Here is a 23,673-nt window from a genome sequence, read left to right on the forward strand (position 1 = left end):
TTTATGGCGGTAGCACGTCAACCCATTATGGGCAAGTTTGGAAGGCGGCTCCGGATAAAGCCGCCTGAATGACAGGACTGAATAACGGACATACCGTACGACTAACGATTGAAAATCAACTATTAGAGTAATAACTGCTGCGCACGGCTTAAGACCTGGCTCGCCGAACGCGCCGTATTATCATAATTGTAAATATCTGTACGGAACTGCGTTTTGCCGTCATCCGCAACCCAGGCCGTTAAATAATACAAGTTAACCGGGATGCGATGCCGAATGGGTACATAGCGCGTGTCGCCCTGCTTGAGCGTGTCAGAGATACGCGCGTCATTCCAACCGACATCCTGCAACAGAATACCGGCCAGTTCCGAAGCTTTATTCACGCGCACGCAGCCCGAGCTGAGCGCACGAATATCGCGCTGAAACAGATTGTGGTTCGGCGTGTCATGCAGATAAATCGCATCCGAGCTTGGCATATTAAACTTATAGCGACCGAGTGAATTGGTTTGCCCAGGTGCCTGACGTATGCGGTAAGGGAAAGATGAGGCTGACACCATGCTCCAGTCAATCATGCTGGGATCGATGACTTCGGAATCGGCGCTCCAGCCAGACAGCAGCGTATATCCATGTTTATACAGATAGGTTGGGTCCTGTTTCACCTTAGGAATAATGTCCTGACGCACCAGATTGGTCGGCACATTCCAGGGCGGATTCAACACCACATTATTTAGTGCGCTTCGCATCAACGGCGTTTTACGATCTGGTCGTCCCACGATGACCCGGGAGGACAGCACTTTAGTGCCGTTGTTGTAATAATTCAGCGAATAGTTGGGGATGTTCACCATAATGCCGTTGTGCATATCATCCGGCAGCAAACGCAGCCGCTGGATATTCAGCGCCAGCAAGGCCGCACGCTGTTGAGGAGAGACATTCAGCCATTCCCGTGTACGCAGGCCAATCGCCCCATCGGCGTCCAGCCCCTGCCACTGTTGAAAGCGTTTTACCGCCGCGACCAGCTCATCGTTATAAACATTCACACTGCCGGGCGCAGCGGGAGCATTCTGGACGTTACCCTGAACACCGGGTGCCGCAGCAGGTATATCGTTAACCGTGACTGCCGAAGGGCTCACGGCGACAGGCTGCTCGCTGTGGCTGACGGCAACGGGTGCGGTGGGAACGGCATCCTCATTGGGCGCGGGTGCGGTTACCTGTGCACTCAGCATGCCGCTGCGGCGAAGAATTTCCCGCAACGCCGGCACATCGTCACTGACCTGTCCAGGTCGTAACGTGTCGCGATTTTTAATTTGTGGCCAGGGTTGTTTATCTTCAAGCAGGCTTTTCAGGGCCTTATGCATGAGTGGATACTGCGGATGCTGCGGCACCAGTGAATTAACAAACGCCGCCGAACTGCCCGCATTGACGGCATTTTGCCAGGCATTGATCACGGATACAGAAGGCACAGCCAGCTTGTAGGGCGTGGTGCTGTACAGCCAGATTTCTCCCTGAGCAGGCACCGAGGAGACAAACTGCAAATAGCCTAGCATCGCATCAGACAACGTGACATCACGGGCAAAGCCTGTGATGTCAGGATCGGTCAGGCGATCGACCCAGCGGGTAAACTGCGGCTGCACGCCGGAGAGGGCAACCTCCGCCAGCTGCTGCTGAAATTTCTGTACGGCTTCATGATCCTGCCAGATCGGCTGCATGTTACGCGCGGCGTAGAGCGCGGCCAGAGAAGCACCGTAAAAAGGCTGGCTGTCGCCTGAAAACGCCTGGCGAATCTTCTGCTGACTCTCACTGACGGATGTGGTGGCGTACGCCGCGTGCGTACCGGGCATCGCGGCGATGATCGCAGCCTGAGCCATTGCACAGGGAATGAGCGTGAGCGCTAGCGTCAGCCACGAACTAACCTGATGAATTTTGAAGCGTTTATACAGTAACATCCCTGCCCCCTTCATTGATCTACCGCGCAGCCTGTCAGGAAACAACTGCGATCGGGCTGTTACTCATATTATTGAGTATACAAATAAAAACGGCATTTGCCTCCTGTGACAAATGCCGTTACCAGATTAACTAATGGCGCTGTTTTTGACTATCTCTGCATCGTGAATATTATGTCGTGGTTTCACTCGCCGGATCGGCTTCGCTGCTGCGTTTCACGGGCAGTGGATCGGCCGCGAAGCCCCGCAATCCTACCACGTGAACGTGCTCGGTGTTGTTAAACACTTTACGCATCAGTTTATAGGTGGTGCCCTTCTCCGGACTGATATTTTCTGGCGCCGCGATCACCAGCTGCATCTCCAGTCGCTCACAGAGTTCAAACAGGGTCGCGATTGAGCGCGCATCCAGACGTGCGGCTTCATCCAGGAACAGCAGACGGCAAGGCGAAATATCTTTACCGCGCAGGCGACGTGATTCCTCTTCCCAGCTCTGCACCACCATGACCAGAATTGACATCCCCGTACCAATGGCCTCACCGGTGGAAAGCGCGCCACTTTCGGCACGCAACCAACCATCTGAACCCCGGTTGACCTCGACTTCCATCTCAAGGTAGTTACGGTAATCCAGTAGCTCTTCACCGATGGTTTGTGGTGTACGCTGCCCCATATCAATATGCGGATTCAGACGCTGGTAGAGTTTAGCCAGCGCTTCCGAGAACGTGAGTCGGTTGCTGTTAAACAGATCCTGATGCTGTTCGTGCTCTTCAGACAAGGTGTCCAGCAGCATGGCATGCGTTTCGCGCACGTTGACGTTCAGCCGGACGCTGCGCACCTGACCAAAGCTCACGGTTTGCAGCCCCTGATTCAGCTGGCGGATACGGTTCTGTTCACGCTGAATCGTTTTACGAATAATATTCGCGACGCTGCGTGAACTGATAGCCAGGGTTTGCTCACGGGCCGTCAGCTCTTCCGTCAGTCGATTGAGTTCAATCTCCATCTGCTCGATGGCTTCAACCGGATCGTCCGTGCGAATGATATCCTGGCGGATACGTTCGCGCAGATGTTGATACACGGCGATGAAAAACTGAATCTTACGTTCCGGGCGTTTCGGATCTTCAGACAAACGCAGCACATCGCGCAGATGTTCGTTATCGGCCACCGCCAGGCGCAGTGCGCCCAGTGCCTTATCCGACATGGAACGCAGTTCATCGCCACTGAGATAAGCCAGTTCACGACGATGCAGACGACGTTCAACACCGTTATCTTTCACCAGACGCAGCACCAGGCACCAGCCCGCCTTAGCACTCACCACCTGTTCGCGGATCTGGTGATAGTTACGTTCAAGCTGGCGCAGTTTTTTCTGCAGGTTGTCCATTTCTGCTTCGCAGAAAGTGAGCTGTTTCTCCAGCTGATTACGGCGGGCGCGGTTGTGACTTAACGCCGTATAAAGTTCATCCCGGCGGATACGCGCGCGTTCTTCCGCGCTGGCATCGGCCTGAACACCGATATCCTGCATTTCCTGCTGCAGCTCTTTCAGCATATCGCGCTTGGCATCATAGGCGCTTTTAAGCGATGCCAGCACCTGAGAATATTGCGTCAGCTGCGACTGATGGGCGCGCAAACGCTCACGACAGCGGCTGCGCTCGGCTTCTGCCTGCTCCAGCCTTTGACGCAGTTTGTCGCTGAGATCGTTGTTGCCGCCCAGCATGCTGGCAGAGTCGTCATAGCCGAAATGCGCACGGCGCTGCACCACTTCTGTCAAGGCAAACGCCTGCTGACGCGCGTTACGTTGCTGTTGCTGCGCCTGCTGGTAATCCGCCTGCAACTGCTCATGCTGTTCAGGATCGCTTTGCAGTACCGCAAGCATCGGCTCCAGTCTGGCCAGTTTTGCGCCATGCAAATGGAGGAAACGCGCGGCCTCCTGTGCCTCTTCAACCTGCTCGCGAATCTCCTCACAGCGATCCGCCAGCGTCTCATCCCGCAGCAGACTGATGCGCGGCAGCAGGCGATTAAGCTGTGCAACGCCCTCTTTTGCCAGTTCATACTGCTGACGCTGTTGCTGATTATTACTTTCATGCTGATTGAGCGCACGTTCCAGCTCACCGCGACGGGCGCCGAGCTGACGGATTTGCGCTTCTGGGTCATCATCAAAGGCCACCGCAAGATGGCTGCCGATAAAGCGACTAAATGACTGATGCAGACGTTGCGTCTTTTGTACGTCAAACGACAAGGTGGCGTAACGTTCCGCCAGCCGGTCGCGCTCGTTATTGAGTAATTCAAGCTGGTTTTCGCGCGCCGCCCGACCAAACAGCGGGATTTTCGGGAAGCGGGAATAGCGCCACTGACGCTCGGCGACTTTAACCACGACGGCGTTCTGGAGCTCGTCTACGCTAAACACGCTGTCATCAAACGACTGCGGATCCCCTTCGATCAGGTACAGATCTTCCGGGCACTCTTCTAAGCCATCGAGTTGCTCGCGCACCAGCGACAGATCGGGTACGACAATGGCGTGGCGCGATGGGCCGTACAAGGCAGAAAAGTAAGGCGCATCGTCCAGCGTTACGTCATCATAAATTTCCGACAACAGTACGCCGCCAAATCGCTCAGCCAGCTGATTCAGGCGAGGATCTTCGGCACCGCCCGGTTGGCTGAGACGTTCAATCTGCTGCTCAATTTCACGCTTGCGGGCTGCTACTTCGTCACGCTCAACGGTGGTTTCACGCTCGCGCTCCAGCAGCTGCTGCATGTATTCCGTCACATCCTGGCTGTTGGCCAGGTCCTGACCGGTTTGCTCACTGAGCTGAGTCAGGATTTCTTGCGCGGCCAGCCAGTGCGGCGCGCGCGCGGTCAGCGCGGTGATACGTTCGCGCAGTTGCTCAAGTTCCTGACGCATCATCATGCGCTGTTCGCCCGCGTCTGCCACGCTGCTGTTCAGCTGCTCGATTTGCGCTTCAAGCTCACGCTGAAGGCCTTCCAGCGCGTCAGGATCGTAATGCTGCCCCTGACGTTTACAGAACTCTGCCAGCAGACGCTCGGCTTCCTGCTGCTCACGCAGGCGCTGTTCGAGTTCATTCAGGCGCAGGCGCAGGGAGGAAAGCTGATCGGCATGGTGACGTTGATTGCTGGCATCGCGCAGCAGATCGCGCCCGACCTGCCAGGCTTCTTTGCGGCTAACCTCACCGGCAATGCTGGTGACCAGTGATAACGCCTGTTCAAACTGGCTGTGGGCGGCTTCCGCTACACTCAGCTTCTGCTCCAGATTCAGCAGTTGCCCGGTGGCTTCTTCTTCTTTGGCCTGGAAACTGGCCTGCCATTCGGCGGCATTATCGATGGTTAAGTCTGGCAACTGACAAAGCGTGCGGGCGCGTTCCAGCGCCTGTAATGCCTGTTGATACTGAATAGCACGGGTTTGCTGCACATCCAGCGCCTGCTGAAAATCGGCCAACTGGCTCTTCAGCTCATCCACTTCCAGTTCTGCGGCTTCGGCACGGGCCTCATTTTCTTCCTGGATTTCGCGCGCTTCAGCAACGACTTCGCTCTGCTCTTCCAGACGGATCGTAAGATCTTCAATATCGCTGTCATAGCGCGTAATTTTTTCCTGCTGGCGCATCGCCGTCTGCACCAGATTCAGGTGATCGCTCGCCGCCTGATAATCGACTTCGAGATCGTTTTCCGCCCCGCTATGTTCGGCCAGCTCGCGCGCCATCTCTACATGGCGGTACTGTTCAGAAGCCAGCTGTTTGCGACCGCTGAGCAGCTCATTGCGCAGCTGTAAGGCGCTGTCGAGGTGGATGCGTCGCTCGTTGGCATGACGCATATAATCCGCCGACACATAGCTGGTGGCCTCAGAAATAAGGTGCTTAAACAGGTCACGATCCGACTGGGTGACGCGGATCGCTTCCAGCGTCATACGGTTCTCGCGCAGCGCCGCTTCCATATCCTGAAAGGCTTTACGCACGCCGCTGTTTTCCGGCAACAGATAATCACGTAGCGAGCGGGTAATCGCACTGGAGATACCGCCGTAAAGAGAGGCTTCAATCAGGCGGTAAAACTTGCTGCGATCGCTGGCCGAACGCAGACGACGCGGGACAACGCCGAGATCAAACATCATGGCGTGATAGTCGGTGACCGAGCTGTACTGACGGAACTGCACGCCTTCCAGCGCCTCAACGCGTTCTTTTACCTCATTAAGCGGTAACACGCGCGCCTGACGGCTGTTGAGGATTTCCGTCAGCATATCAGTAGGCAGCGTATCTGTAGGTAAACCATGAATACTGAAAGGTTTGATATCGACTTTCTTATCGCGTCCGGCGATCTGCTGCAGTCTGACGCCCGCCACCACGCGTTGGTGACGTGAATTGACGACGTCCAGCATGGCATAGCAAACACCGGCACGGAGTTTACCGTGCAGGCCTTTATCACGTGATCCTGAGGTCGCGCCCGCTTCGGTCGTGTTACGGAAGTGCAGCAGCGTTAAGTCAGGGATAAGCGCCGTTACAAAGGCCGCCATGGTGGTTGACTTGCCTGCCCCGTTACCGCCCGACAGCGTGGTGACCAGTTCATCGAGATCAAAGGTTCGGGCAAAAAAACCGTTCCAGTTGATCAGCGTTAGCGAACGAAATTTGCCGCGTTCAATCATGCCTGTTCTTCCTCCGCGATATCACCCGCATCGCTGTCATTCTCATCACTGTCATCAGCCTCAGTCGTGGCCGTGGCGTTATCCAGCAACATTGCCTCACCGTCACGAATCAGGCGCAGCTGCGCTTCCCGCGGATCGTCACCGCTGCGCACATCGGCGCCGAAGCGAAAAACGGACTCGATAATACGGAACTTGCTGCTGTCGTTGCCAAAAAACCACACCATGCCAAGACGGCGCAGGCGGCTTAAAGACGCACGCATTTTTTCCTGCAGCTTGGCGCGATCGAGATCTGAGCCGGTTGAGCGCTGATTAACCAGTTTCAGCAGTTTACTTTCATCCGCCAGGGACAGCAGCTCGTCATAAAGTTCCTGCTGGGTAAAAATGCCTTCATTCGCCAGGCGTTCCGGGCTGAGATAGAGATAGCAAAGGATTTTACCGACCATCATATCCAGCTCAGACAGGACAGAACGGGGAATGAGCGTGGTTGAACGCGGACGCAGATAGAAGAATCCCTCTGGCGCGCGAATCAGCTCAACGTTGTAGCGGGTGTAAAACTCTTCCAGATACTGCTGGTAATCCATCAGAAAAGCATGATTGTCCAGCTCTTCGATACCAATGTGGCGTCCGGCGCGTAACTGGCTGTCCAGCGCCGGAAAAATCGGATTTGCCAGTGCCTGTGCCAGTTTAACCGGCATCACTTGTTCAATATTTGTCGATGACATGTGCCTGCACCTTGGCTCCGTAATCATTAATGGCTTGCCATTCCACAGGCAAGCCGGCTAAATCGGCTTCCGCTACGCCGAGCCGCACGGCCTGATCCACCACAATACGCGCCAGGTCAAAGTGACGCGCGCGTGGATATTGAGCCAGATAGTCGCGCATCACAGCGGCGAGGTTGAGCGGTTTTTGCTGCGTTTTATAAATCTCTAAGGCTTCTTCAATCATGGCCGCCAGCTGCTCGCGAATTTCATTGAATTCTTCAAACTCCAGCTCGGCCGGCAATTCGCCCATAACTTCGTCATTGCGCAGCGTCAGTTCGTCGTCACGCATATCGTAAAGACGTTCGGCGTTGGCATAGGTGAGCGCCCAGGGCGCATCAAAATAGTTCTGCACAGAAACACGCAAACGCTGGGCGAAAACGCGGTTTTTGTCCATGTCGATGGCGGTACGAATGAATTTATGCACGTGGCGATCGTAGCCAATCCAGAGATCGATGGCCTGCTGCCCCCAACTGGTAATGCGATCGAGTTTGCTTTGCAAATCGAAAACCAGTTTGTCGACAAAACCCAGATCCGGGCTGTCCAGCGTGGCATCCTGAATGCGCAGCAGATTTTCCTGCAGCTTATCGCCCGCTGCCTCCAGCGTATCCTGCAGTTCACGCAGCGTACCTGAGGTTTCCGACAGCAACATTTCACAGCTCGAAATCGCGGCTCGCCAGTCTTTGTTCAGCAGTTCGGCAATATCCGTCTTAACCGCCTGCTGTTGCTCATCCATCAGGCGCTGCGTCATATCGATACTGTCGAAAATTTCGGCCACCGAATATTTCAGCGGCGCGAACACGTTGCGGTGCCAGTGAAATTCATCGCCGTTTTCCTGAGCCGCATCCGCGGCGCGCTTCAGCTCCGCCGCCACGATAGAAAGCTGCATTGACAGGCGCAGCGTGGAGAATTCCCGCTGGCGAATATAGTAATCAGTGATGCCAATGGCCAACGGGGTCAGGCGATAAATCGCATTGCCCTCGGTTAACTCACTGGTAAAGCGGTTTAACAGGCGCTGGCGCACCATATCGTTGATGGCGTTGTTGGCGCGTACCAACACCGTTTCACTGGTTTGCTCAAAGGCTTTGCTGACGTGACGAAACGCATCAATCAGGTCACCTTCGCTCATTTCACCGTCCATGCGTTCGCCATTTAGCGTGGCGATGGCCAGCAAAAAAGCCAGACGTTCAACTGGCAGCGCAAGCGAGAAGTCATTCTTGCGCGCCCAGGATACCAGCTCCGGTACCGTCTGGGAAAATTCACTCATAATTCGTCCTTCTGCCCGGGTTTGCGCGCGGTCACGTGGATGTAACGCCCTAAGCTTAAAAAGGGTTCCTGGCGGCAAAAGCGCCGCTCCATCTCAATAATTTCGTCGTCGCTCTTTGGCTCGCCTTTAGGCGGCTTCATATAATCGCTGAATACGCGAATCCCGGCACGCCGTTCAATCTGAAAACCACAGTTCTCCAGCCAACGATACACGTCATCGGGATCGCGGGGATAGTCCGGTGACAGCGTGCGCTTCTTGCGTTTGGTCAAGTTAGTGCGCAGATAACCAAAGTTGCCCAGCGTCAGGGTGCGTAATGTTAACCCATGCAGGTTGTAAAACATCAACGACAGCACGCCGCCGGGGCGCAGTGTATCAAACAAGGCTTTTAACACCGCTTCAGGTTCCGCAACCCACTCAAGCACAGCGTGAAACAATACCAGATCCACCGGCTTATCCAAATGTTCACCGACCTGCTGCGCGCTAATTTGTTTGAATTGCATGTTGTGGCTCACACCCAGCGCATCCGCATTTTCCTGGGCACGGCGTAACATCTCTCCGGAAAGATCGCACAGCAGTATCTGGTGGCCCCGCCCAGCCAGCCCGCTGGACATCTGACCGATGCCGCCGCCCGCATCCAGTACGTTCAGCGCGGAGGATGACAGGCTGGGAAGAATCGTTTCCAGCTCATCCCATAAGATGGCCTGACGCACCAGGCCTTTGGTTGTGCCGTAAATGTTTTGCGAAAATTTATCCGCGAGATCGTCAAAGTTACGATCCTGCATGGCGTGGGCTCCGGTATGCTGCGGTGAAACATATGCTATTTTGTCACAGGTACGGTAAGAATGAAGCTTTGATACCATTCTTGCGCTCTGGCTGCTGTTTTTTCGGACAACAAGAGGTTTTTTACATGGTTTTTATGCTGAAAAAGGCCGTCGGTAACCTGTTGCTGCCCTTGCCTTTTCTGCTTTTACTGATGGCGGCAGGCATTTTACTGCTTTGGTTCAGCTGCTGGCAGAAAAGCGGCAAAATACTCATCTCGGTGAGCTGGCTGATAATATTACTGATTAGCCTACAGCCTGTGGCAGACCGCCTGTTATTGCCGGTGGAGTCGCACTATTCAACATGGAATGGTAGCCAGAAAGTGGATTACATCGTGGTACTGGGTGGAGGCTATACCTACAATCCTGCCTGGGCACCCAGCTCAAACTTGTTGAATAACAGTTTGCCTCGCGTGACAGAGGGCGTGCGTCAGTGGCTGCGTAACCCGCAGGCAACGATGGTCTTTACCGGTGCTGCTGCAGGGCACAATCCCAAAAGTAATGCGTGGGTGGCCGCACAGGTCGCCGAAAGCCTTGGCGTGCCTGACGCTCATATTTATATTCTGGATCAACCCAAGGATACTGAGCAGGAAGCGCGGGCGGTCAGCGCAGTGATCGGGCATCATTCCTTTTTACTGGTCACATCAGCGAATCATATGCCGCGTGCCATGCGTTTCTTCCAGCAGGCAGGGCTTAACCCGATTGCCGCACCGGCGAACCAGTTGGCAATTACCTCCCCGCTCAACTGGTGGGAGCGGGCTTTTCCTTCTCCGCTGTGGATGGGCCACAGCGAACGTGCCATCTATGAAACGCTCGGCAGTGCATTGCAACGCATTAATCCCCCCACCGAAACACCCGCTTCGTAGAAGCGTTGGAGGATGCGCACGACGCCGCGCGCATCCTTCAATCGGGTAATCAGAAGAGCGGAGAGCCGTAGTCACGCCCTGAAGCTGACGGATGACCTTAGCCGCGCATGGCAGCGCGCACACGAATCAGGTCCTCTGGCGTATCGACCCCAACGCCCGGCACCGTTTTTGCTACCGCCACGTGAATCTTTTCGCCGTACCACAGCACCCGGAGCTGCTCGAGTAATTCAATCTGCTCAAGTGGACAAGGTGCCCAGTCGATGTAACGGCGAATAAAGCCTGCCCGGTAGGCGTAAATGCCAATGTGCCGGAGCAGCGTATCGCCGATGCGATCGCGTGATTCCGCATAGCGCTCGCGGTCCCAGGGAATGGTCGCACGAGAAAAATACAGCGCATAGCCTTTGGCATCCATAACGACTTTCACAGCGTTAGGATTAAAGGCTTCTTCTGCATCGGTAATGGGCACGGCCAGCGTCGCCATACCGGCCTCAGACTGCGCCAGATTATTCGCCACCTGGTGCACGATTTCGGCCGGGATCATAGGCTCATCGCCCTGAACATTGACGATAATTTGATCGTCTGCGAACTGATACTTCTCAATCACTTCGGCAAGGCGTTCTGTGCCTGAATGATGATCGGCGCGCGTCATGCAAACTTCGCCTCCCGACGCTTCCACTGCGCTGGCCACATCCGGGTGATCGGTCGCCACGATAACCCGGCTGGCACCGGATTCGCGCGCGCGTTCCATCACATGTACCACCATCGGCTTGCCATGAATATCGACCAAGGGTTTACCGGGTAGACGGGTTGAGGCATAACGAGCAGGAATGATGGCAATAAAACTCATGGATGGATCTCTTCAACCGACAACGTACGGGCTTCGTTTTCCAACAGGACCGGAATGCCATCGCGCACCGGAAAAGCCAGTGCATCGGGCTTGCAGATCAGTTCTTGCTGTTCGTTGTTGTAATACAGCTTGCCATTGCAAACCGGGCAGGCAACGATTTCGAGTAAACGGTGATCCATATATCCTCCATCACGGACCGATAGCGTAAGCGCTAAAGCATATCACAGCGTTGATAAGAGCGGGTAAACCACACCGGTTGTGGCATCACGAATTATCCAGCGACCATAACCGCGGCCAGTGTGCCCGCAATGCCGGAGGAGCCTGCTGTAACACGACCGTCTCTGCACCCTGCCAGCGCGCGAAACGGGTAATTGCCCGTTGTGCATCCTGGAGAAAGGAGGTGGTGACAGAGACGTCGTGCTCCAGCCAGATATTTTTGATCTCCAACTGACGTGACGCGCGAATCATTCGTGCATCCAGCCGGGCTTTAAGCTGACCACGATGCAGCAAAGGTAAAACGAAGTAACCGTACCTGCGCTTTTCGGCAGGCGTGTAGCATTCGATACGGTAGTCAAAATCAAACAGTTCTCGCGCCCGCTTTCGATCCCAGACTACGGGATCAAATGGGGATAACAGCGCGGTGTGCGTCGCTTTCAAAGGCGTCGTTAATCCGGGCAGCGCGCTCTGGTGCAGCCACATCGCGCCCATCCCCTTGACCTCGACCGGAATAATGTCTCCCGCGACCTGCGCCGATTGGATAAAGGCTTTGATCGGTGCCTGTTTCAGCCGGTAATAATCGGCCAGCCATTCACTGCGAAAAATCCCCAGGCTGCGCGCACTGTTCATCAACATCAATTGGATCGCTTCATCCTCGCCGATCGCGTGGATCGCATCCTGCCAGTCCGGCATCACCCGGGTGCGTAAATCGTAGACTCGCTGAAAATTTCGGCGCTCTGCTACCATCAATTCACCTGCGCTAAACAGATTTTCGAGATGCCGCTTGTGCGGTTTCCACGCCCACCATCCCGGTTTATGATTTTTTTCGGTGGCAAAATCGGCCGATCTGACGGGGCCGTTATCGCGGATGTAGGTCAGTAAATCGGCCATCTCCTGCTGATACTCGGCAGCCCATTGCGCACTGTATTTCCAGCCCAGGCGTTCGGGCGAGAGCATGCGATGTCGCAGTAATTTGTAATCGTTGCGCGGAATAAAGCAGGCTTCGTGGGCCCAGTACTCAAAAATGTCCCCCTGAGCCAGGGATGTATCCAGCCAGGATTGAGGGTAATCCCCTAAACGACTAAACAGCACCAGATAAGGGCTTCGGGCAACCACATTGATGGTGTCGATTTGTAGTAAGGCCATTCGGGTAATACAGTCTGGAATGTCCTGCTGACGCGCCCGGCGGGCTGCCGGACGGAGCAGCCCCTGAGCTGCGAGGTGGATGTTACGTGCCTGCTGTCGCGAAAGTGAATGTATGCTCATTCTCTTCCTTATCAGATGGGGAGGTTAGTACTTTGCCCGGTGTGCAGACGTACGGCAAAGGTTTTCTATATCCTCTAACAGCAAGGTGGCTGCCTCGGCGTGCAGTTGTGCATCAACCGGCAGATACCACCACGAGGATTTTGCGAATGCCCGGCACTTTACCGCATCTTTTTCGGTCATCAACAGCATCTGCTCAGGCTGCAGCAGACGTGAAAGTTCTTCTTCGCTGTAAGCATGGTGGTCGGCAAAAGCGATTTCCGCTACAGGCGTTAACCCTTGCTGCTTTAAGGTATTAAAGAAGCGTGGCGGATGACCAATTCCCGCCATAGCAACAACGTTATGAAAGGTGCTGAGCGGGCGTTGTTCGCCGCTCAGCAGATGCGTCGCCTTGCCCGGGCGCAGTTGCATCGCAATTTCACCTGCCTGCGGTTCGCCGCCGTTGACGATAACGGCATCCACCGTTTTGAGACGTGAAGCGCGTTCGCGCATTGGGCCAGCAGGTAACCACCAGCCGTTGCCGAAACGGCGCACGCCATCCACCACGACAATCTCCCGATCGCGCTGCAAGGCGTAATGCTGCAGACCATCGTCAGTCACAATCAGATCCAGCTCGTGATGCTTCAGGAGAAGGTCAATGGCCTCACGGCGGCGCGGCGCAACGGCCACGGGCGCAGCCGTGCGCTGGGCGATCAGAACGGGTTCGTCACCCGCCTGTTCAGTGGCGGTTGCGGCAGTGACCTGCAATGGATAATGGTCTGCTTTACCGCCATAGCCTCGTGAAATCACGCCAACACGCAGGCCGCGTTGTTGCAGGGCCTCTACCAGCCAAATCACCACCGGCGTTTTGCCGTTCCCGCCTGCGGTTAAATTCCCGACCACCACGACAGGCACGGGCGCACGCCAGCTTTTGCGCCAGCCGCGTTGAAAACTGAAGCGGATCAATGCCGTAATCGCCCCGTATAGCACACTAAGTGGCCATAACAGTACCCATAAAGGCGATCGCCCGCTCCAGATGCGCTCAATCATTGGCCAAATTGCATTTTATGAAGTTGGGCATAGGCGCCTTTTTCCGCAAGGAGCACAGCATGCGTGCCGCGCTCGATAATTTTGCCCTCTTCCACGACCACAATTTCATCCGCTTTTTCGATAGTCGACAGGCGGTGTGCAATCACCAGGGAAGTACGGTTTTTCTGCAACTCATCCAGGGCTGACTGAATAGCACGTTCAGATTCCGTATCCAGCGCCGAAGTGGCCTCGTCAAGAATCAGGATAGGACAGTCGCGCAGTAACGCACGCGCAATGGCGATACGTTGACGCTGACCGCCAGACAACAGGACGCCGTTTTCGCCGATAACCGTATCCAGCCCTTTATCCATTTTATTGATAAAATCCATGGCATGAGCCATGGTCGCCGCTTTTTCAATCTCCTCACGGCTGTACTGCTCGCTGCGCGCATAGGCAATGTTATTGGCGACGGTATCATTAAACAGGTGCACATTTTGCGACACCAGCGCGACCTGATTACGCAATGACGATAACGTGTACTCGCGCAAATCGTAGCCATCCAGCAAAATGTTGCCCTGCTGAATATCATAAAAACGGGTCAACAGGCTTGCCATGGTCGATTTACCCGAGCCTGAACGCCCCACCAGGGCTACCGTTTTGCCTGCCGGCAGCGCCAGATTAATGTCTTTCAAGGCAGGCGTTTCACGGCCCGGATAGGTAAATGTCACATTACGGAACTCGACATCCCCTTTTGCGCGGGTAATTTCACGCTTACCGTTGTCAATTTCCTGCTCGCTGTCCAGAATGGAGAACAGCGTCTGGCAGGCCGCCATACCACGCTGGAACTGAGCATTCACGTTGGTCAGTGACTTCAGCGGGCGCATCAGCGCAATCATGGATGAGAACACCACAGTGATCGTACCGGCGGTCAAGGTATCCATTACGCTGGGGAAACTCGCCGCATAAAGCACAAATGCCAGCGCCAGCGAGGCAATCAGCTGAATAACAGGATCGGAGATCGAGGACGCTGACACCAGCTTCATACCCTGCTGGCGCATACGGTTGCTGACCTTGGCAAAACGCGCCGATTCGATTTCCTGTCCGCCAAAAATCAGCACTTCTTTATGCCCTTTCAGCATCTGCTCGGCACTGGTTGTCACCTGCCCCATGGTGTTTTGCATGGATTTGCTGATGTTGCGGAAACGCTTCGACACCATACGAATGGCAAAGGAAACAATGGGGGCGAGCACGATGAGAATCAGCGACAGCTGCCAGCTGTAATAGAACATCATGATAAACAGGCCGATGATGGACGCGCCTTCGCGCACGACCGTGACCAGTGCGCCTGATGAAGACGATGCAACCTGCTCCGAGTCATAGGTGATACGCGAGAGGAGCGTACCCGTAGACTGCTGATCGAAGAAGGCCACCGGCATGCCCATCATATGACTGAACAGACGCCGGCGCATGTTCATGACCACATTCCCGGATACCCAGGAAATGCAGTAGCTGGAAATATAGCTACTTACGCCGCGAACCAGCATCAAGCCAATAACTGCCAACGGCATCCACAGCATCACGGACCTGTCCGCTTTACCAAAGCCGTCATCCAGCAAAGGCTTCAACAGGGAGAGCATTAACGTATCGCCTGCGGCATTAATAATCAGGGCCGTAGCCGCCACAATTAAGCCAGCTTTGTTGGGTGCGATCATCGGCCAGAGTCGACGGAATGTCTGCCACGTTGAGAGATCTTTATCTTGATGCATTATTTATTCACGTTGTTGGAAATAGCCGGCCATTCTACCTGGATTCGCGTTTGACGCCAAACCACTGATGATACCAACGGGGCATTAATTGTTCTCTGAGGGTAAAAACCTGCATTTTACCTTTACCAACTCTGATGCTTATCTGTCCAGATTGCCCTGTATCGAGCCAGTTATAGCCATATTCGTGGTAATTACGTAATACAGGTTTAGCCGGCATTCGCCATGCATTATAGCGCGCCAGAGAGGCAATCGCGGTGTGTCCGGCCACGCTACGAAGCAGTAATCGGGAGGATGACGTGCGGCTGCCATGATGGGGAACCTGCAAAATATCGGCTTTTAGCTGCTGCTTCTCCAGCCTGACCAACTGCTGCTCAGCCAGTTTTTCCAGATCGCCGGTCAGCAACAGCCGGACATTTCCGTCATCAACGCTCACCACGCAGGAGTCGTTATTTTCACCTTTATTGGGTGAACTGAGTGGCCAGAGCACGCTGAAATTTAGCTGCTTCCAACGCCATGTCGCTCCCCGAACGCAGGCCAAATGGTGCGTTCCCTCCAGGCTGCTGCGCACCTTTATCCCAGGCCAGCGTTGCAGAATGGCAGCGAGCCCGCCGGTATGATCGAGATGTCTGTGGCTCAGGATAACCTCCTGCAATACCAGACCTTTATGTTGTAACCAGGGCGTAATCACGCGTGTTCCTGCATCACTGTGTTGCCAGCGTGGCCCCGTATCGTACAACACGGCCTCACGGCCCTGACTGATGACCACGCTCAAGCCATGCCCGACATCCAGCATATCAATGCGCCATTCCCTTTCCGGTTTGTAGTGGCGGGAAAACACCATGGCCAGTGCGATAGCGCTGCAGCTCCACGGCAGGCTGAACAGTGCACCAGTGCGCCAGACCAGCAAGCCGCCCCACACCATGAGCATAAAAAAGGCTGCCCCCTGCAATGGCCACCAGCCCGGCGGCAACAGCGCCAGGCTGGTTAACAGAAAACGAAGAGAGCCATCTGCCGCCAGCCAAAACCAGGTGGAGAGTGCCGGCACCGGTAGCAGCATCGCAACCAGTATTAACGGCACCGTGACAAATGACACCACCGGGATGGCCAGCAGATTGGCTATCAGCGCCGTTATACTGATGCCGTTGAACAAGCCAGCCTGTAACGGCAGCATCAAAATCATCATGCCTGACTGCAGGTGGAGAAGCTGTATCGGTAACCAGCGGCGTGCGTGCCGAAAGCGCGCCGCCAGTGGGAACCAGTGGTACCAGGTCAACAGCATGCCCACCGCTAATACAGAAAGCCAGAAGCTGTCAGAGAGTACCGTAAGCGGATCGACGGCAAGCAGTAAACCCACACACAGCGTCCAGACTTGCCAGCTACTCAACTGCACGCCAACGAAACGTGTTACAGCCCAGAGTGTCAGTGCCAGTAATGCCCGCTGCGCAGGTGCATGCCCCCCGGAAAGCCAGGTATACAGCGCGGCAAAAAGCCAGCCCATAATGACAGGATACAGATAGCTGACAGCGCGGGCCGGAAACAGAATCTGGCTTCCTCGTGCCAGTAACCACCCTGTCCCTGCTGCCAAAGCAATGTGCATGCCTGAAATTGCCATAAGGTGCGCGGTACCGGTATCCCTTAACAGCTGTCGGGTCGCCTCGCTGAGGTTGTCCCGGATGCCAAAGGTTAACGCTTCAAGCGTGGCTGAGGCAGGCAAGTGGCCGTTTTGCTGACGATGGTGAGTGATAAATCGCCAGCGCACGCTGCAGGAGGCGTGCGTGATGGTCTGGGAAACAATACGGCCCTGCACGGGTGCATGATTCGCCATGGCGAAGCGCTGCGCATCAAACGCCCCTTCGTTGAGCCTGGCATGCACCGCTCTCAGCCTGAGCATCATCTTTCCACGCTGGCCGGGGCAATACTCACTGGCGTTATCCGGCAACGAAAGCCACGCAAAGCGCGGCGGGAAGAGAATGTGATCGTCCACTTTTAGCAATCTGACTCTGATGCGCGAATGCGCCTGATGGACGTCCTCAATTTGCACATCAAACTTCCCCGGGGCAGCAATCATCATTTCGGTGTCTTTTACCAGTGATTGTGCATTAAAAAGCCCCCACGCCGTGAACAGGAGCGTCACGCCGGCGATGCGGATCCTGCGATGAGACAAGGCAAGCACGCAGACACCACTCAACAGCACCACCACTATGGTGAAAGGGGAAGGAAGCCCGGGTAACACCAGTAAGGGTAACGTCGTGATCGCGGCGATTCTTGCCAGTAAAATCCATGTCAACATAATGCATCCCGCTCCTGTCGTGCCACAAGTATGCCGCACGACTTCTCAGGATAAAGCGTATTCGTTGTTCACCAGGTGAAGGATCGCAGTAAAAATCGGCCGTTGCAGCGAAGAGACATTTTTCTGGAAGAGAGATCCATTGCAGGTGACAAGCAAAAAAAAACGACATCCGGAGATGTCGTTTAGGCGGTTCGGTATCGGCTTAGCCGTAAATGTTTGCACGGTCACGCAGTTCTTTGCCCGGCTTGAAGTGGGGAACGTATTTACCTTCCAGATCCACTTTGTCACCCGTTTTCGGGTTACGACCGGTGCGCGGAGCGCGATAATGCAACGAAAAGCTGCCGAATCCCCGGATTTCAATGCGTTCGCCCTGTGCCAGCGTCGTGGCCATGTGCTCCAGCATTTCTTTGACTGCATCCTCAACGACTTTCGCCGGTATATGAGTATGCTGTCCCGCCAGCCTTTCAATCAGTTCTGACTTGGTCATGTAACCTCCGGTTAATCCCTACAGGAATGTATGACAGCTTTTACCGAAACCGGGCGAATAAATCCGCCCGGTGCAAGGTCGATTACTCGCCTTTAGCCGCTTTGAACGCTTCAGCCATAGCGCTAGAGAAGTTGCCTTCTTCCTGTTTGGTGTTAACAGTATTGATGGCTTCTTTCTCGTCAGCCTGGTCTTTCGCACGAACAGACAGGCTAACAACGCGGTTTTTACGGTCAACGCCGGTGAATTTAGCTTCAACGTCGTCGCCTACGTTCAGAACCAGCGTAGCGTCTTCGATGCGGTCCAGTGAAGCTTCAGAAGCGCGCAGGTAACCTTCAACGCCGTCTGCTAATTCAACTGTAGCACCTTTAGCATCAACTGCAGTCACTTTACCGGTGACGATGGCACCTTTCTTGTTCAAAGTGATGTAGTTGTTGAACGGATCTTCTGCCAGCTGTTTAACGCCCAGAGAGATACGCTCGCGCTCTGCATCAACCTGCAGTACAACGGCAGCGATTTCGTCACCTTTTTTGTACTCACGAACGGCTTCTTCGCCAGTCGCGTTCCAGGAGATGTCAGACAGGTGAACCAGACCGTCGATGCCGCCGTCCAGGCCGATGAAGATACCGAAGTCAGTGATTGACTTGATTTTACCTTCAACGCGATCGCCTTTATTGTGAGTCTCGGCGAACTGCTGCCATGGGTTAGATTTGCACTGCTTCAGACCCAGGGAGATACGACGACGCTCTTCATCGATGTCCAGAACCATTACTTCAACCACATCGCCTACGTTGACAACTTTAGACGGATGGATGTTTTTGTTGGTCCAGTCCATTTCTGAAACGTGTACCAGACCTTCAACGCCTTCTTCGATTTCTACGAAGCAGCCGTAATCAGTCAGGTTGGTCACACGACCAGTCAGCTTGGTGCCTTCTGGATAGCGCTTAGCGATAGCCACCCATGGATCTTCGCCCAGCTGCTTCAGACCCAGAGATACACGGGTACGCTCGCGGTCGAATTTCAGGACTTTAACGTTGATTTCATCGCCAACATTCACGATCTCGCTTGGATGCTTAACGCGCTTCCAGGCCATATCAGTGATGTGCAGCAGGCCGTCAACGCCGCCCAGATCAACGAACGCACCGTAGTCAGTCAGGTTCTTAACGATACCTTTGACTTCCATGCCTTCCTGCAGGTTTTCCAGCAGCTGATCGCGCTCTGCACTGTTCTCAGATTCGATAACCGCACGACGTGAAACCACGACGTTGTTGCGTTTCTGATCCAGCTTGATCACTTTGAATTCAAGCTCTTTGCCTTCCAGGTGCAGCGTGTCACGCACTGGACGCACATCTACCAGTGAACCTGGCAGGAACGCACGGATACCGTTCAGCTCAACTGTGAAGCCACCTTTGACTTTGCCGTTGATAATACCGGTAACAGTTTCAGCTTCTTCGTAAGCTTTTTCCAGCGTGATCCAAGCTTCATGACGCTTAGCTTTCTCACGGGACAGCAGAGTTTCACCGAAGCCGTCTTCCACTGCGTCCAGAGCAACGTCAACTTCGTCACCAACCTGGATTTCCAGTTCGCCGGCTGCGTTTTTGAACTGCTCTGCAGGAATTGCAGATTCAGATTTCAGGCCCGCATCAACCAGAACGACGTCTTTGTCGATAGAGACAACGACGCCACGAACGATGGAACCCGGGCGGGTTTCGATTTCTTTCAGGGATTCTTCAAATAGTTGAGCAAAAGATTCAGTCATATTGATAATCTTAGGATTCTTCAATTTAACGTCCATCTGACTTCATGTCGGATGGGGTTGTTTCACATGCCCTGCACCGGATCCCTGGCACAGGGTTAATACAATTCGTTTAAACCAAAATGTTAAATGCCCAGCGTTTTGCGGGCATAATCTAGCGCTTTATCAATAACTTGCTCGATAGACATCTGTGTTGAATCCAACACTAACGCATCTTCAGCAGGCACTAATGGCGCTATAGCGCGGTTACGATCGCGGTCGTCGCGCTCTTTTATCTCGGCTAAAAGGCGATCAAAGTTAACATTAAAGCCCTTGTCCTGCAACTGTAGCATACGTCGTTCTGCACGGACTTCCGGGCTGGCATCAAGGAAAATCTTCACAGGCGCGTCGGGGAAAACAACGGTTCCCATATCACGCCCATCGGCAATCAAGCCGGGAGCCTCGCGAAAGGCGCGCTGGCGGCGTAACAGGGCTTCACGCACGCGAGGAAATGCCGCAACGCGCGACGCGGTATTGCTCACTTCCTGGGTGCGAATTTCGCTGGTGACTTCTTCGCCTTCAAGGATGACCTGCATCTCACCGTTCTGTGAGATGAAGCGCACATCAAGGTGAGCGGCAATCGGCACCAGTCCTTCTTCAGATTCGATATCAACCTGGTGATGTAATGCAGCTAACGCCAGAACACGGTAAATCGCGCCAGAGTCCAGTAAATGCCACTGCAATGCTTCCGCCATCGCTTTGCACAGGGTGCCCTTTCCCGCACCACTTGGCCCATCAATAGTTATGACCGGGGCAGTTGCTGTCATTATTCCCTCCTGTTGCTGCGCGCATTTTGGCCAGTTGGCCATCACAAATGTCGGGCATTATACGCTGCCCTGCGACACGGCGTTACCCTTAAGAGAGAAGGTTAGGCGAAATTTCGTCTGAAAAAGGGCTTTTTGACGCGAGAAATGAGACAGGGAAAACGGCCCGGTGAAATACTCACCGGGCACAGGACTCAGGCGTTATGGCTAATTTTTGCCAGTTGCTCAAAATAGTCAGGGAAGGTTTTAGCAGTACAGCCCGGGTCAAGAATTGTTACGGGCGTATCTGATAACGCCACCAGCGAAAAACACATAGCCATACGATGGTCGTTATAAGTTCCGATGTCAGCATGCATCAGCTTAGCCGGCGGGGTAACACGGATAAAGTCGTGCCCTTCTTCGACGTCAGCCCCAACTTTACGGAGTTCTGTTGCCATCGCCGTCAGGCGATCGGTTTCTTTAACCCGCCAGTTGTAGATATTGCGCAGTTGGGTCGTGCCTTCAGCAAACAGCGCAGCAGTGGCAATTGTCATCGCGGCATCGGGAATATGGTTCATATCCATATCAATAGCCTGCAGCTTGCCCGCCGTACAGGCAATGAAATCGTCACCCCACTCGATGGTGGCACCCATTTTTTCCAGCACGTCGGCAAAACGAATATCGCCTTGCACGCTATGACGACCGATACCGGTCACGCGCACAGTGCCGCCTTTAATCGCGGCCGCCGCCAGGAAATAGGACGCAGAAGACGCATCGCCCTCCACCAGATACTCCCCCGGTGACTGATACTGCTGTTTTCCCTGGATCAGGAAATGCTGGTAGTGCTGATTTTCAACCTCCACGCCAAAACAGCGCATCAGGTGCAGGGTAATGTCGATGTAGGGTTTCGAGACCAGATCGCCTTTAATCGTGATTCGCGTGTCTTCCTGAGCTAACGGCGCCGTCATCAGCAACGCGGTCAAAAACTGACTGGATACGCTACCGTCAACGGTGACCTCTCCGCCCGTAAAGCCGCCACGCAGACGAACAGGTGGATAATCCGTATTCTCAAGGTAATCGATTTGGGCGCCGCCCTGACGTAGCGCGTCAACCAGATGCCCTATCGGCCGCTCTTTCATCCGCGGTTCGCCCGTCAGCACCACATCCTGCTCGCCAAGGCACAGCGCCGCAGCCAGCGGACGCATAGCCGTACCAGCATTGCCCAGGAAGAGTTCAACGGGTTGTGACGCCTGAAGCGGTCCGCCCTTTCCGGTAACGTCGCAAACGGTACGATCGCTGGAAAGCGTGAAATCGACGCCCAGAGCCTTAAGCGCATTAAGCATGTGCTTAACATCATCACTGTCCAGCAGATTAGTGAGTCGGGTTTTGCCGTTCGCCAATGCGGCCAGCAGCAGCGCGCGGTTTGAAACACTCTTGGAGCCGGGCAAATTAACCGTGCCATTTACGCGAGCAATGGGCTGAAGGGTCAGGGAATCTTGCATGTGAAACTCTATCCTCAAAAAAACGACAACTCCGCCGTATGGCGGAGTCAGGTGTCAGCAATCCCACTGACTGGGGAATAATCAGCCGTGGCGGCGTTCGAAATCGATCATGAAGTCTGTGAGGGCTTTAACACCTTCCAGCGGCATCGCATTGTAGATGGATGCACGCATGCCGCCAACAACGCGATGGCCTTTCAAGGCATGCAAACCTGCTTTAAATGACTCTTCCAGGAACAGGCTGTCGAGTGACGCATCCGCCAGTTGGAAAGGAATATTCATTCGCGAACGGTTCAGCAGAGCAACATCGTTACGGTAGAAATCACTCTTATCGATGAGGTCGTAAAGCAAGCCCGCTTTTGCCTGATTAATTTTTTCAATTTCACCGACGCCGCCTTTCTGCTTCAGCCACTTGAATACCAGACCGCTCAGGTACCAGGCGAACGTTGGCGGCGTGTTGAACATGGAGTAGTTTTCCGCCAGAACACTGTAATCCAGAATGGAAGGCACACTTTGATGCGCTTTACCTAACAGATCGTCCCGGACGATGACCAGGGTAATGCCCGCCGGACCAATATTTTTCTGGGCGCCCGCATAAATCACGCCATAGCGGCTGACATCAATAGAGCGGGATAAAATCGTGGAAGAGAGATCGGCAACGACGACCTTGTCGCCAAAATCAGGTTCTTCATCAATGGCAACGCCGTCAATGGTTTCATTCGGGCAGAAGTGCAAATAGGCTGCCGCATCGCTGACGTCCCACTCACGCATAGGCAGAATGGCGCGTTTTCCCTCAAGGGTCGTTTTGACATCCAGCGTGCGGGGCGAACAATATTTTGCCGCTTCTTTAATGGCGCTGTGCGCCCAGTAGCCGCCGTCGGCATAATCCGCACTGGTGGCGCTGCCCAGCAGGTTACCCGGTACCGCAGCAAACTGCGCACGTGCGCCGCCGTGGCAGAATAAAACTTTGTAATTAGAGGGGATTTTTAGCAGATCACGGAAGTCCGCTTCCGCTTCCTCGGCCACCTGAATAAACTCTTTACTGCGGTGACTGATCTCCATTACTGAAGTCCCCAGACCATGCCAGTTTGTCAATTCTTGTTCTGCACGGCGGAGCACTTCGCTCGGCAGCATCGCTGGCCCAGAGCTAAAATTATAAATTTGCGTCATTTCCCTCACCACTGTCATATCGAACGGTTATGAATAACGATTCGGTTTTATCACTGCATTCTGGTGGCTGCAATCATAAATCTAACACCGGTCACATTTTTTCAGCACGGCGCACCGGAGGTTATGTTACCAATGCAAGCCAACACAAAATATTGTGAGGGACGTTCCTTTCACTCGCTGCCGGTATTGGCAGACAAACCCTGACATGAGAAAACGTCCAGTAAAATTGCAGCGACTTGATAGCGAACAGGCGGTAAAAAACGTATCATTGCGCGCTTTAGGCACCCTATTCACAGAGAGAGCGGCA

17 protein-coding genes are annotated in these 23,673 nt (G+C 54.3%); 1 reads left to right on the forward strand and 16 read right to left on the reverse strand.

Annotated elements, in window-relative coordinates; genetic code table 11:
* Positions 1-122 precede the first annotated feature (122 nt).
* The 5 genes from ldtD to cmoM form a co-directional block, all read right to left on the reverse strand.
* On the reverse strand, positions 123-1,940 hold the full coding sequence (ldtD, locus tag PAGR_RS14180; RefSeq protein WP_014606186.1) for a L,D-transpeptidase: 1,818 nt from the start codon (positions 1,938-1,940) through the stop codon (positions 123-125).
* A gap of 169 nt (positions 1,941-2,109) precedes the next feature.
* Positions 2,110-6,576: a chromosome partition protein MukB gene (gene mukB / locus PAGR_RS14185; protein WP_014606187.1), complete on the reverse strand. Its 4,467-nt coding sequence runs from the start codon at positions 6,574-6,576 to the stop codon at positions 2,110-2,112.
* Positions 6,573-7,298 carry a chromosome partition protein MukE gene (gene mukE, locus PAGR_RS14190; protein WP_014606188.1) on the reverse strand — a complete coding sequence of 242 codons (726 nt, stop codon included), beginning with the start codon at positions 7,296-7,298 and terminating at the stop codon, positions 6,573-6,575. The genes mukB and mukE overlap by 4 nt, the downstream gene beginning before the upstream one ends.
* A complete protein-coding gene (gene mukF / locus PAGR_RS14195) occupies positions 7,279-8,601 on the reverse strand; it encodes a chromosome partition protein MukF (RefSeq protein WP_013025250.1) in 1,323 nt (440 codons plus the stop codon). The genes mukE and mukF overlap by 20 nt, the downstream gene beginning before the upstream one ends.
* Positions 8,598-9,383 carry a tRNA uridine 5-oxyacetic acid(34) methyltransferase CmoM gene (cmoM, locus tag PAGR_RS14200; RefSeq protein ID WP_014606189.1) on the reverse strand — a complete coding sequence of 262 codons (786 nt, stop codon included), beginning with the start codon at positions 9,381-9,383 and terminating at the stop codon, positions 8,598-8,600. Before cmoM ends, mukF begins: the two co-directional genes overlap by 4 nt.
* Before the next feature lie 125 nt (positions 9,384-9,508).
* Between cmoM and elyC the strand changes: the two genes are divergently transcribed.
* The gene (gene elyC / locus PAGR_RS14205) at positions 9,509-10,285 is read left to right on the forward strand and encodes an envelope biogenesis factor ElyC (RefSeq protein ID WP_014606190.1); all 777 of its coding nucleotides are present in this window, start codon (positions 9,509-9,511) and stop codon (positions 10,283-10,285) included.
* A 97-nt stretch (positions 10,286-10,382) separates the two neighbouring features.
* On the opposite strand, the gene kdsB is transcribed toward elyC, so the two are convergent.
* The 11 genes from kdsB to serC form a co-directional block, all read right to left on the reverse strand.
* Positions 10,383-11,132 carry a 3-deoxy-manno-octulosonate cytidylyltransferase gene (gene kdsB, locus PAGR_RS14210; RefSeq protein WP_013025247.1) on the reverse strand — a complete coding sequence of 250 codons (750 nt, stop codon included), beginning with the start codon at positions 11,130-11,132 and terminating at the stop codon, positions 10,383-10,385.
* Entirely contained in the window at positions 11,129-11,311 is a 183-nt protein-coding gene (locus PAGR_RS14215) for a Trm112 family protein (protein ID WP_013025246.1), read from the reverse strand. Before PAGR_RS14215 ends, kdsB begins: the two co-directional genes overlap by 4 nt.
* A gap of 85 nt (positions 11,312-11,396) precedes the next feature.
* Complete coding sequence (locus PAGR_RS14220) at positions 11,397-12,614, reverse strand: winged helix-turn-helix domain-containing protein (RefSeq protein WP_014606191.1); 1,218 nt, start codon at positions 12,612-12,614, stop codon at positions 11,397-11,399.
* A gap of 24 nt (positions 12,615-12,638) precedes the next feature.
* Positions 12,639-13,640 carry a tetraacyldisaccharide 4'-kinase gene (gene lpxK, locus PAGR_RS14225; protein ID WP_014606192.1) on the reverse strand — a complete coding sequence of 334 codons (1,002 nt, stop codon included), beginning with the start codon at positions 13,638-13,640 and terminating at the stop codon, positions 12,639-12,641.
* On the reverse strand, positions 13,637-15,385 hold the full coding sequence (gene msbA / locus PAGR_RS14230) for a lipid A ABC transporter ATP-binding protein/permease MsbA (RefSeq protein ID WP_013025243.1): 1,749 nt from the start codon (positions 15,383-15,385) through the stop codon (positions 13,637-13,639). The genes lpxK and msbA overlap by 4 nt, the downstream gene beginning before the upstream one ends.
* Positions 15,386-15,419: 34 nt before the next feature.
* On the reverse strand, positions 15,420-17,675 hold the full coding sequence (locus PAGR_RS14235) for a DNA internalization-related competence protein ComEC/Rec2 (protein ID WP_014606193.1): 2,256 nt from the start codon (positions 17,673-17,675) through the stop codon (positions 15,420-15,422).
* Positions 17,676-17,877: 202 nt separating this feature from the next.
* Positions 17,878-18,162 carry an integration host factor subunit beta gene (gene ihfB / locus PAGR_RS14240; protein ID WP_003849360.1) on the reverse strand — a complete coding sequence of 95 codons (285 nt, stop codon included), beginning with the start codon at positions 18,160-18,162 and terminating at the stop codon, positions 17,878-17,880.
* Between the two features lie 82 nt (positions 18,163-18,244).
* Positions 18,245-19,918: a 30S ribosomal protein S1 gene (gene rpsA, locus PAGR_RS14245; protein ID WP_026021040.1), complete on the reverse strand. Its 1,674-nt coding sequence runs from the start codon at positions 19,916-19,918 to the stop codon at positions 18,245-18,247.
* A 122-nt stretch (positions 19,919-20,040) separates the two neighbouring features.
* Positions 20,041-20,721, reverse strand: a complete 681-nt coding sequence (gene cmk, locus PAGR_RS14250; protein ID WP_014606194.1) for a (d)CMP kinase — start codon at positions 20,719-20,721, stop codon at positions 20,041-20,043.
* A 191-nt stretch (positions 20,722-20,912) separates the two neighbouring features.
* On the reverse strand, positions 20,913-22,199 hold the full coding sequence (aroA, locus tag PAGR_RS14255; protein ID WP_014593322.1) for a 3-phosphoshikimate 1-carboxyvinyltransferase: 1,287 nt from the start codon (positions 22,197-22,199) through the stop codon (positions 20,913-20,915).
* Positions 22,200-22,280: 81 nt separating this feature from the next.
* Positions 22,281-23,366: a 3-phosphoserine/phosphohydroxythreonine transaminase gene (gene serC, locus PAGR_RS14260; RefSeq protein WP_014606195.1), complete on the reverse strand. Its 1,086-nt coding sequence runs from the start codon at positions 23,364-23,366 to the stop codon at positions 22,281-22,283.
* Positions 23,367-23,673 lie beyond the last annotated feature (307 nt).

The sequence above is a fragment of the Pantoea ananatis PA13 genome, assembly GCF_000233595.1.
Taxonomy (GTDB): domain Bacteria; phylum Pseudomonadota; class Gammaproteobacteria; order Enterobacterales; family Enterobacteriaceae; genus Pantoea; species Pantoea ananatis.

Excerpts from the sequence above, each read along its gene's own strand:
- ldtD (WP_014606186.1), bottom strand. The coding sequence starts at position 1,940 with ATGTTACTGTATAAACGCTTCAAAATTCATCAGGTTAGTTCGTGGCTG.
- mukB (WP_014606187.1), bottom strand. The coding sequence starts at position 6,576 with ATGATTGAACGCGGCAAATTTCGTTCGCTAACGCTGATCAACTGGAAC.
- mukE (WP_014606188.1), bottom strand. The coding sequence starts at position 7,298 with ATGTCATCGACAAATATTGAACAAGTGATGCCGGTTAAACTGGCACAG.
- mukF (WP_013025250.1), bottom strand. The coding sequence starts at position 8,601 with ATGAGTGAATTTTCCCAGACGGTACCGGAGCTGGTATCCTGGGCGCGC.
- cmoM (WP_014606189.1), bottom strand. The coding sequence starts at position 9,383 with ATGCAGGATCGTAACTTTGACGATCTCGCGGATAAATTTTCGCAAAAC.
- elyC (WP_014606190.1), top strand. The coding sequence starts at position 9,509 with ATGGTTTTTATGCTGAAAAAGGCCGTCGGTAACCTGTTGCTGCCCTTG.
- kdsB (WP_013025247.1), bottom strand. The coding sequence starts at position 11,132 with ATGAGTTTTATTGCCATCATTCCTGCTCGTTATGCCTCAACCCGTCTA.
- PAGR_RS14215 (WP_013025246.1), bottom strand. The coding sequence starts at position 11,311 with ATGGATCACCGTTTACTCGAAATCGTTGCCTGCCCGGTTTGCAATGGC.
- PAGR_RS14220 (WP_014606191.1), bottom strand. The coding sequence starts at position 12,614 with ATGAGCATACATTCACTTTCGCGACAGCAGGCACGTAACATCCACCTC.
- lpxK (WP_014606192.1), bottom strand. The coding sequence starts at position 13,640 with ATGATTGAGCGCATCTGGAGCGGGCGATCGCCTTTATGGGTACTGTTA.
- msbA (WP_013025243.1), bottom strand. The coding sequence starts at position 15,385 with ATGCATCAAGATAAAGATCTCTCAACGTGGCAGACATTCCGTCGACTC.
- PAGR_RS14235 (WP_014606193.1), bottom strand. The coding sequence starts at position 17,675 with ATGTTGACATGGATTTTACTGGCAAGAATCGCCGCGATCACGACGTTA.
- ihfB (WP_003849360.1), bottom strand. The coding sequence starts at position 18,162 with ATGACCAAGTCAGAACTGATTGAAAGGCTGGCGGGACAGCATACTCAT.
- rpsA (WP_026021040.1), bottom strand. The coding sequence starts at position 19,918 with ATGACTGAATCTTTTGCTCAACTATTTGAAGAATCCCTGAAAGAAATC.
- cmk (WP_014606194.1), bottom strand. The coding sequence starts at position 20,721 with ATGACAGCAACTGCCCCGGTCATAACTATTGATGGGCCAAGTGGTGCG.
- aroA (WP_014593322.1), bottom strand. The coding sequence starts at position 22,199 with ATGCAAGATTCCCTGACCCTTCAGCCCATTGCTCGCGTAAATGGCACG.
- serC (WP_014606195.1), bottom strand. The coding sequence starts at position 23,366 with ATGACGCAAATTTATAATTTTAGCTCTGGGCCAGCGATGCTGCCGAGC.